Below are 6,000 nucleotides of genomic sequence, written 5' to 3'. Positions count from 1 at the left end.
CCCCCTCCTACTCGATCGTCGGCACACCCATCATCAATGAAAGAATGGGAGAATAGGAGGAGACAGAGACATGGAAGCTGGCAATCACTCGATGAACCCGCAAGCAGGACGCAAGCGGGACAAGCGTCCCATCCTGCGTAATGACTGGGCGCCATTGCTGGAAATGGAGTTTGAGAAGGACTACTATTTGCGCTTGCGGGAATTTCTGAAGCTAGAATATCGGAGTCAGGTCATTTACCCGGAGCCGAAGCACATCTTCAATGCGCTGCATCATACGCCTTATGCCAACGTCAAAGTGGTGATCCTCGGCCAGGACCCGTATCACGGACCGGGACAGGCGCATGGTCTGAGCTTCTCGGTGAGACCGGGTGTCGAGGCGCCTCCGTCTTTGCGCAATATCTTCAAAGAGCTGCAGGACGATATCGGCTGCTCCATCCCCCGCCATGGGCACTTGAAAGCCTGGGCCGCACAGGGAGTGCTGCTCTTGAACACCGTGCTGACGGTTCGGGCGGGGGAGGCGAACTCCCACAGAGGAAAAGGGTGGGAGATGTTCACGGATGCGGTGATGGATCAATTGAATGCGCATCCGGAGCCTATTGTCTTCCTGCTGTGGGGAAGACCGGCGCAGGAGAAGGCGCAGCGCATTACTGCCGCGAGACATCTGCTGCTGAGGGCGCCGCATCCGAGTCCGCTTTCCGCGCACCGGGGATTTTTCGGCAGTAAGCATTTCTCTAAGGCCAACGCCTTCTTGAAGGTGCATGGTCGGGGCGAGCTGGACTGGCGGCTGCCGGATGATGACAGTCAGGAGCCTTAGTCTCACACGACTGGCAATAGGGCAAGCAACAACGTTTCCGAACAAATAGTTCCATTTTTCGATGGAGTCCGCTATAATGTTACCTATCATAACATGATTGGGGGAGGTAACATGTCATTTTGGCGGATTGGAAAGCGGACAAGCAGCAATCCAAAGGCGGATGCCAAGGAAGCGCAGCTGCGTCGATTTGCCCGGGAATCTCAAGTGGTGGCCGACCGGATGCTGGGGGCGGTAGAGGAAGTAGGCGTAACGGTAACCGCTTTGACCGACGTTGCGGATCATTCAGTCGAGCATGAGAACCGTCTGCGGAGCAATGGCACCCAGACGCTGGCGCGTGTGGAGAGCGTGTTCTCCTCTTTGCAGGAGGCCGCTTCTGCGGCAGCCGAAATGACTTCGGCGGCGCAAACGCTGGGCGAGCAATCGGAGGAGACGAATACGCTCGTTTTGGAAGTTGCCCGTTCGCTGCAGCATACCGATCAAGTCATGGAGAAGATGAACGGTGTACAGCAGAAGATGGAAACCAGCATTATGGAATTGACGGAAGAAGCGGGCCGGATTGATGAAATCAATCGCTTTATCCAGGAGGTTGTCTCCCAGACGTCCTTGCTGGCCTTGAATGCGTCGATCGAAGCAGCAAGAGCGGGCGAGCACGGGCACGGATTTTCCGTCGTGGCGCAAGAAATTCGCAAGCTGGCCGACCAGGGGAGCGGTGCTGTAAAACGTTCCTCGGATTTGGTTTCTTCTATTGAAAAAGGAGTCAAAGAAGTCGTGGCTGCAGTAAGGGAAGAACGGGCATCCGTGCAGGAAGGCATCGAGGAAATGCGAACGGTGAAAGACAAGATGGATTGCGTCTTCCTTGGCGTCCAGTCGGTCCACAAGCTGGTCGACCAAGCGCGGCGTTCCAACGAGCAGCAATCCGAGGTGGTATCGCGCATTGCGGACATGCTGCAGGAAGTTGTTGTCCTTGCCAACCAGACGCTGCAGGGTGTCGACCAAGCGGTTTCGCACATGCAGGTGCAGCGGCAGCAAATTCATAAGCTGACCTTGATCCGGGATGAACTGGAACGCGCATCCGGGGAACTGGCAGCGTCCGTGAGGGAGCTGGATTGGCAGGATCATCCGGCCAGCTTGGCGATTGCGGAAGAACAGATGCATGAGTGGATACAAAGCTTGGTGGATGATCACGAGTTGATGCCAATTGACGAGCAGGTGCATGAACGAAAGCTCAAGAGCTTCTTGGAGGCGAATGATGCGATTGAAGCGGTCTGGTCCAATCGAACCGACGGCACGTTTATTTACTCCTGTCCCCCGGCTGGTCTGCTGAACGCCAAGCAGCGGGATTGGTGGCAAAGCGCCATGGACGGGAATATGTATGTGTCGCCGATCTATGTATCGGCGATCACCAAAAAACCGTGCGTGACAGTATCCAAATCGCTAGTAGACGGGGAAGGGAAGACGATAGGCGTGGTAGGGATGGACATTCGAATGGATTAGAGGCGGACGGACAGCAGCCGGACATGCATCTCCTGCTGTTCGCGGAACAATTCCGCCAGCCCTTTTTTCATCTGGGAGTGCTCGTGTGTGCTTAGATGGGGGAAAAGCTCGGGCAGTTCCTCCAAGATTGCTTCTTGCCATCGTGCGCGCATCTGGGCTGACCTCCTATGCCGAGTACTGACTGCTTTTCTTCATTGTATGACAAGCTGTTCGCAGCCGACTATGCGCCGCAATAATTATTTATGCAGACAGCAAGCTAAGCAAAAAGACCTAATCGCCAAGTGCGACTAGGCCTTTTTGCGGCAGGCTGAAAGTCATGATACAGCGTCTGATTTCATAAGCAGCTGCGAGCAGTACTCCATAATTTCTCGTCTGCGTATAATACCAATGAATTTGTCTTGGTCATCCACGACCGGAACGAAATTTTGGGCTATTGCCAGCGTAATCAGGTCCTCAATTTGCGCATTGATGGATACAGATTTGTTTTGAAGTCGGCAAGGGATTTCCTTCAGCTTCTTTCTGTTGATCGAAGCGATATTCATGTCCGGCGTATTCTTCAACGCCCACAACAGGTCTCCCTCCGTAATCGTTCCGACATATCTTCCTTCATCGTCCAGCAGGGGAACGGCGCTGTAGCGATGGTATTCCATGCGCTCCAAGGCTTGACGCACTGTGGATTCGGGCGTCAGACAGACAACGTCCTTTTTGGGCAACAGAAAAAAAGCGATATTCATGCTGTTCCTCCTTAACTCCTCTCTCCCTTAGTATACCACGCCCCCTATTATGAGATCGAGCGCGCATAAGGGGGAAAGGCTGCCAGCGGCCGCCTGGTTGTGCCGACATTCGTTTCAACGGCAGCCTGAACGGGTAATAACCTTTATAAGAATGCGGAAGAGGTGAAGCAGGTGAAGTTTCAAGTTCGCACGGAAGAAACGGAGCAGAAGATCACGATCGTTGCGGAAGGTGAGCTCGATTTATCTACGGCACCTAAACTGACAGAAGTCATCGGCCAATCCGTAGGGCGAACGGACAAGTTGCTCGAGATGGATCTGGGCGCTCTTCAGTACATCGACAGCACCGGGCTCGGGGTCATGATTTCTATGCTGAAGGAAAGGGATCGGTTGAATGCGGGGGTAGCCATTTCCAATATTCCTCCCAAAATCAAGCGGTTGTTTGATATAACAGGGGTGAGCCGGTTTCTCGGGGGTTCTCGGCAGTGAGGCGAAGTCGAACAGTAACGGAAAGGAAAGAGGGAATATGCTGGTGTTGAAGAACAAGATGGTGATGTTGGAGATTCCAGCAGAAGCGGCATATATCGATGTCGTGCGCTATACCTTATATGGCATTGCTGCCAATATCGGTTTTTCCTATGAAGCGATCGAAGACATGAAGGTTGCCGTATCCGAAGCGGTGAACAATGCGGTGCTCCATGCCTATCCGGGCAATGACGCCCAGAAAGTCGATGTCCGGTTCGAACCTTTTGCTGAAGGAATGAAGATTACCGTCAAGGATTATGGCGCCAGCTTCGATGCCGGAGCGGCAACCTCCCATGCCCAGCCTGTAACGGAAAGCGACATTCAGCAGGTTGTCGAGGGAGGACTTGGCATCTACTTGATGCAGGCGCTGATGGATGAGGTGCAAGTAATCAGTGAAGAAGGGACGGAAGTGATTCTGACGAAGTTTTTGAAATAATGGGAGAGTTGATTCGCGATGAAGGACGATCTGAATGATCTGAACAGCAGGATTGCGCAATTGCAACAAGGGCACAACGAAGAATTGGCGACCAGGCTGCTGCGCCAGTTCGAAGCTATGGTCAAAATGAGCGCACATAAGTTATCCTATAATCGTAACGAGTTGTTCGAGGATCTGTTCCAGGTGGGCCAGATGTCGCTGTACCAGTCGCTCCGGCAGTTTGACCCGGCCAAGGGTGTGCCCTTCGAAGCGTATGCAATGAAAAGCATGATCGGACATATGAAAAACTATCTTCGCGATAAATCCTGGTACATTCAGGTGCCGAGACGAATCAAGGAAAAGGGTGCAAAGGTTCAAAAAACGATCGAAGCCATGACAGGGCGCTTGGGACGTTCGCCAAATATTAAAGAAATTGCTGCCGAGCTCGATTTGACCGAACAGGAGACGGTGGAGATCTTGGCGGGCCGGGACTATTACCGGCCGGTATCGCTGGATGTTCCGGTCAAAGACGAAGAAGGCACGACCTTGCGAGGCGATCTGATTGCAGCGGCCAATGACGATTTCCGCCATCTGGAGGATCGGTTGGTCCTGGAGGAAGCGATGCAGGCGCTTGACGAGGTGGAGCGTCAGGTGCTGGAGCTTCTCTTCCAGCAAGGGCTCTCCCAGAGGCAGGTAGCTTCCAGGCTGGCGATTTCGCAGATGAGCGTATCCCGCATGCAGAAGCGCGCTGTCCAGAAATTGAAGGACCGATTAAAGTAATGATCCCGGGGTGAAGGAGATTCCGCCTTACATGGATAAGCAATGGATAGAGCGGTATGAGCGTATGCTTGAACAGTATTTACATACCCAGGAGGAGCAGGTGCTGGATCAAGCAAGGGAAATTTCCAGAGCATTTATGAGCAGTCAGATTGGTTTGGAGGAAGCGATCGGCCTCCATCTGGATGTAACCAGCCGGCATGCGGAGCTGCCTCTCATCTGGAGGAAGTCCTTCCAATTTCTCATTGAGTTCGTGGTGTACTATAGTGTTGCTTTCCGGGAAAGGGAGGAGCTGATCCGCAGCCGGACACAGCTGCTCGAGGAGCTGACGCTCGCCGCGGATGTGCAAAAGTCCCTGCTCCCGAATTTGGACAATCTGGTCATGCCCGAAGGTACGGAGATCGGGGTAGTCAGCGTGGCGGCTCGAAAGGTGAGCGGAGATTTCTATAATGTTCTGCCTACGGAGCGGGGAGTCAAGCTGCTGGTTGCCGATGTAGCCGGCAAAAGCATGCCGGCCGCGATTCTCATGTCGACCATCAAATTTACGATGGACAGCGTGCTGGTTCACTCCCACAACCCGCACATGGCGCTGCAGGCGCTGAACCGGTTTATCGTGCAAAACAGCGAGGCCACGATGTTCATTACGATGTTCTGGGGCAAGTATATGCAGGACAAGGAACGGTTCTACTATTCAAGTGCGGGGCATGAACCGGCCTTATTATATAAGGCGAAGTACAACCGCTTTCGCGACATTCGCACAGACGGGGTGGCGCTGGGGTTGTCCACGCGCTTCACTTACAAAACCCGCAGCGTGAAGCTCGAGCCCGGCGATTTCGTCATGATGTATACGGACGGCGTCACCGAGAGCCGTGAGCCTGATGTCATTGACAACAACCAGAAGCTTCGCCGCTGGCTGAAGGACATTGATTTGACGCAAAGCGCTCAAGCCATTGTGGAGGAGCTCCACCGCTATGTGGCTGCAGACAACGGCTATGTCACACCTGATGATCAAACCTTGTTGCTGTTCCGGCGTACCGCACGCTGAGCCCGGCGGTTTAGCGGAAGGCTCCGCAGCTTGCGGCCGGACTTCTGAGAATGGTGGGAACTAGTGGGCGGCCAGTATCCAGTTGGTCGTGATCTCGGACGGGGTCCAGACGGACGAGGTTCAATCGGTTCAATCGGTCACACATAGCGGGAAAAAGTGGATTTATTTCGCCAAAGGAGAAATTTGGATCGAATTAGCG

8 protein-coding genes are annotated in these 6,000 nt (G+C 53.7%); 6 read left to right on the top strand and 2 right to left on the bottom strand.

The window, feature by feature from the left end:
• Positions 1 to 91 precede the first annotated feature (91 nt).
• Positions 92 to 814, top strand: a complete 723-nt coding sequence (locus XYCOK13_RS10270) for a uracil-DNA glycosylase (protein WP_213412060.1) — start codon at positions 92 to 94, stop codon at positions 812 to 814.
• 111 nt (positions 815 to 925) lie between these two features.
• Positions 926 to 2,308 carry a methyl-accepting chemotaxis protein gene (locus XYCOK13_RS10265; protein WP_213412054.1) on the top strand — a complete coding sequence of 461 codons (1,383 nt, stop codon included), beginning with the start codon at positions 926 to 928 and terminating at the stop codon, positions 2,306 to 2,308.
• Here XYCOK13_RS10265 and XYCOK13_RS10260 read toward each other — a convergent pair.
• Positions 2,305 to 2,460 (bottom strand): hypothetical protein, encoded by a 156-nt coding sequence (locus XYCOK13_RS10260; RefSeq protein ID WP_213412053.1) that lies wholly within the window; start codon positions 2,458 to 2,460, stop codon positions 2,305 to 2,307. The genes XYCOK13_RS10265 and XYCOK13_RS10260 overlap by 4 nt on opposite strands.
• A gap of 162 nt (positions 2,461 to 2,622) precedes the next feature.
• Positions 2,623 to 3,042: a CBS domain-containing protein gene (locus XYCOK13_RS10255; protein ID WP_213412052.1), complete on the bottom strand. Its 420-nt coding sequence runs from the start codon at positions 3,040 to 3,042 to the stop codon at positions 2,623 to 2,625.
• A 171-nt stretch (positions 3,043 to 3,213) separates the two neighbouring features.
• Between XYCOK13_RS10255 and XYCOK13_RS10250 the strand changes: the two genes are divergently transcribed.
• The 4 genes from XYCOK13_RS10250 to XYCOK13_RS10235 are packed head-to-tail and all read left to right on the top strand — an operon-like array spanning position 3,214 to position 5,801.
• Positions 3,214 to 3,528, top strand: a complete 315-nt coding sequence (locus XYCOK13_RS10250; RefSeq protein ID WP_244865107.1) for an STAS domain-containing protein — start codon at positions 3,214 to 3,216, stop codon at positions 3,526 to 3,528.
• 37 nt (positions 3,529 to 3,565) lie between these two features.
• Positions 3,566 to 4,000, top strand: coding sequence for an anti-sigma B factor RsbW (gene rsbW, locus XYCOK13_RS10245; RefSeq protein ID WP_308443019.1), 435 nt, complete (start codon positions 3,566 to 3,568; stop codon positions 3,998 to 4,000).
• A gap of 18 nt (positions 4,001 to 4,018) precedes the next feature.
• Positions 4,019 to 4,759 carry a sigma-70 family RNA polymerase sigma factor gene (locus XYCOK13_RS10240; protein WP_213412050.1) on the top strand — a complete coding sequence of 247 codons (741 nt, stop codon included), beginning with the start codon at positions 4,019 to 4,021 and terminating at the stop codon, positions 4,757 to 4,759.
• Positions 4,760 to 4,790: 31 nt separating this feature from the next.
• Complete coding sequence (locus XYCOK13_RS10235) at positions 4,791 to 5,801, top strand: PP2C family protein-serine/threonine phosphatase (RefSeq protein WP_213412049.1); 1,011 nt, start codon at positions 4,791 to 4,793, stop codon at positions 5,799 to 5,801.
• Positions 5,802 to 6,000 lie beyond the last annotated feature (199 nt).

This window comes from Xylanibacillus composti (assembly GCF_018403685.1).
In the GTDB taxonomy this organism is placed as follows: Bacteria; Bacillota; Bacilli; order Paenibacillales; family K13; genus Xylanibacillus; species Xylanibacillus composti.
The sequence above is the reverse complement of the archived record's forward strand: the minus strand, read 5'-3'. Positions and strand labels throughout refer to the sequence as shown.

Bases quoted from the DNA above. Each gene is read 5' to 3' on its own strand.
- XYCOK13_RS10265 (WP_213412054.1), top strand. From the start codon at position 926: ATGTCATTTTGGCGGATTGGAAAGCGGACAAGCAGCAATCCAAAGGCG.
- XYCOK13_RS10255 (WP_213412052.1), bottom strand. From the start codon at position 3,042: ATGAATATCGCTTTTTTTCTGTTGCCCAAAAAGGACGTTGTCTGTCTG.
- XYCOK13_RS10235 (WP_213412049.1), top strand. From the start codon at position 4,791: ATGGATAAGCAATGGATAGAGCGGTATGAGCGTATGCTTGAACAGTAT.
- rsbW (WP_308443019.1), top strand. From the start codon at position 3,566: ATGCTGGTGTTGAAGAACAAGATGGTGATGTTGGAGATTCCAGCAGAA.
- XYCOK13_RS10270 (WP_213412060.1), top strand. From the start codon at position 92: ATGAACCCGCAAGCAGGACGCAAGCGGGACAAGCGTCCCATCCTGCGT.
- XYCOK13_RS10240 (WP_213412050.1), top strand. From the start codon at position 4,019: ATGAAGGACGATCTGAATGATCTGAACAGCAGGATTGCGCAATTGCAA.
- XYCOK13_RS10260 (WP_213412053.1), bottom strand. From the start codon at position 2,460: ATGCGCGCACGATGGCAAGAAGCAATCTTGGAGGAACTGCCCGAGCTT.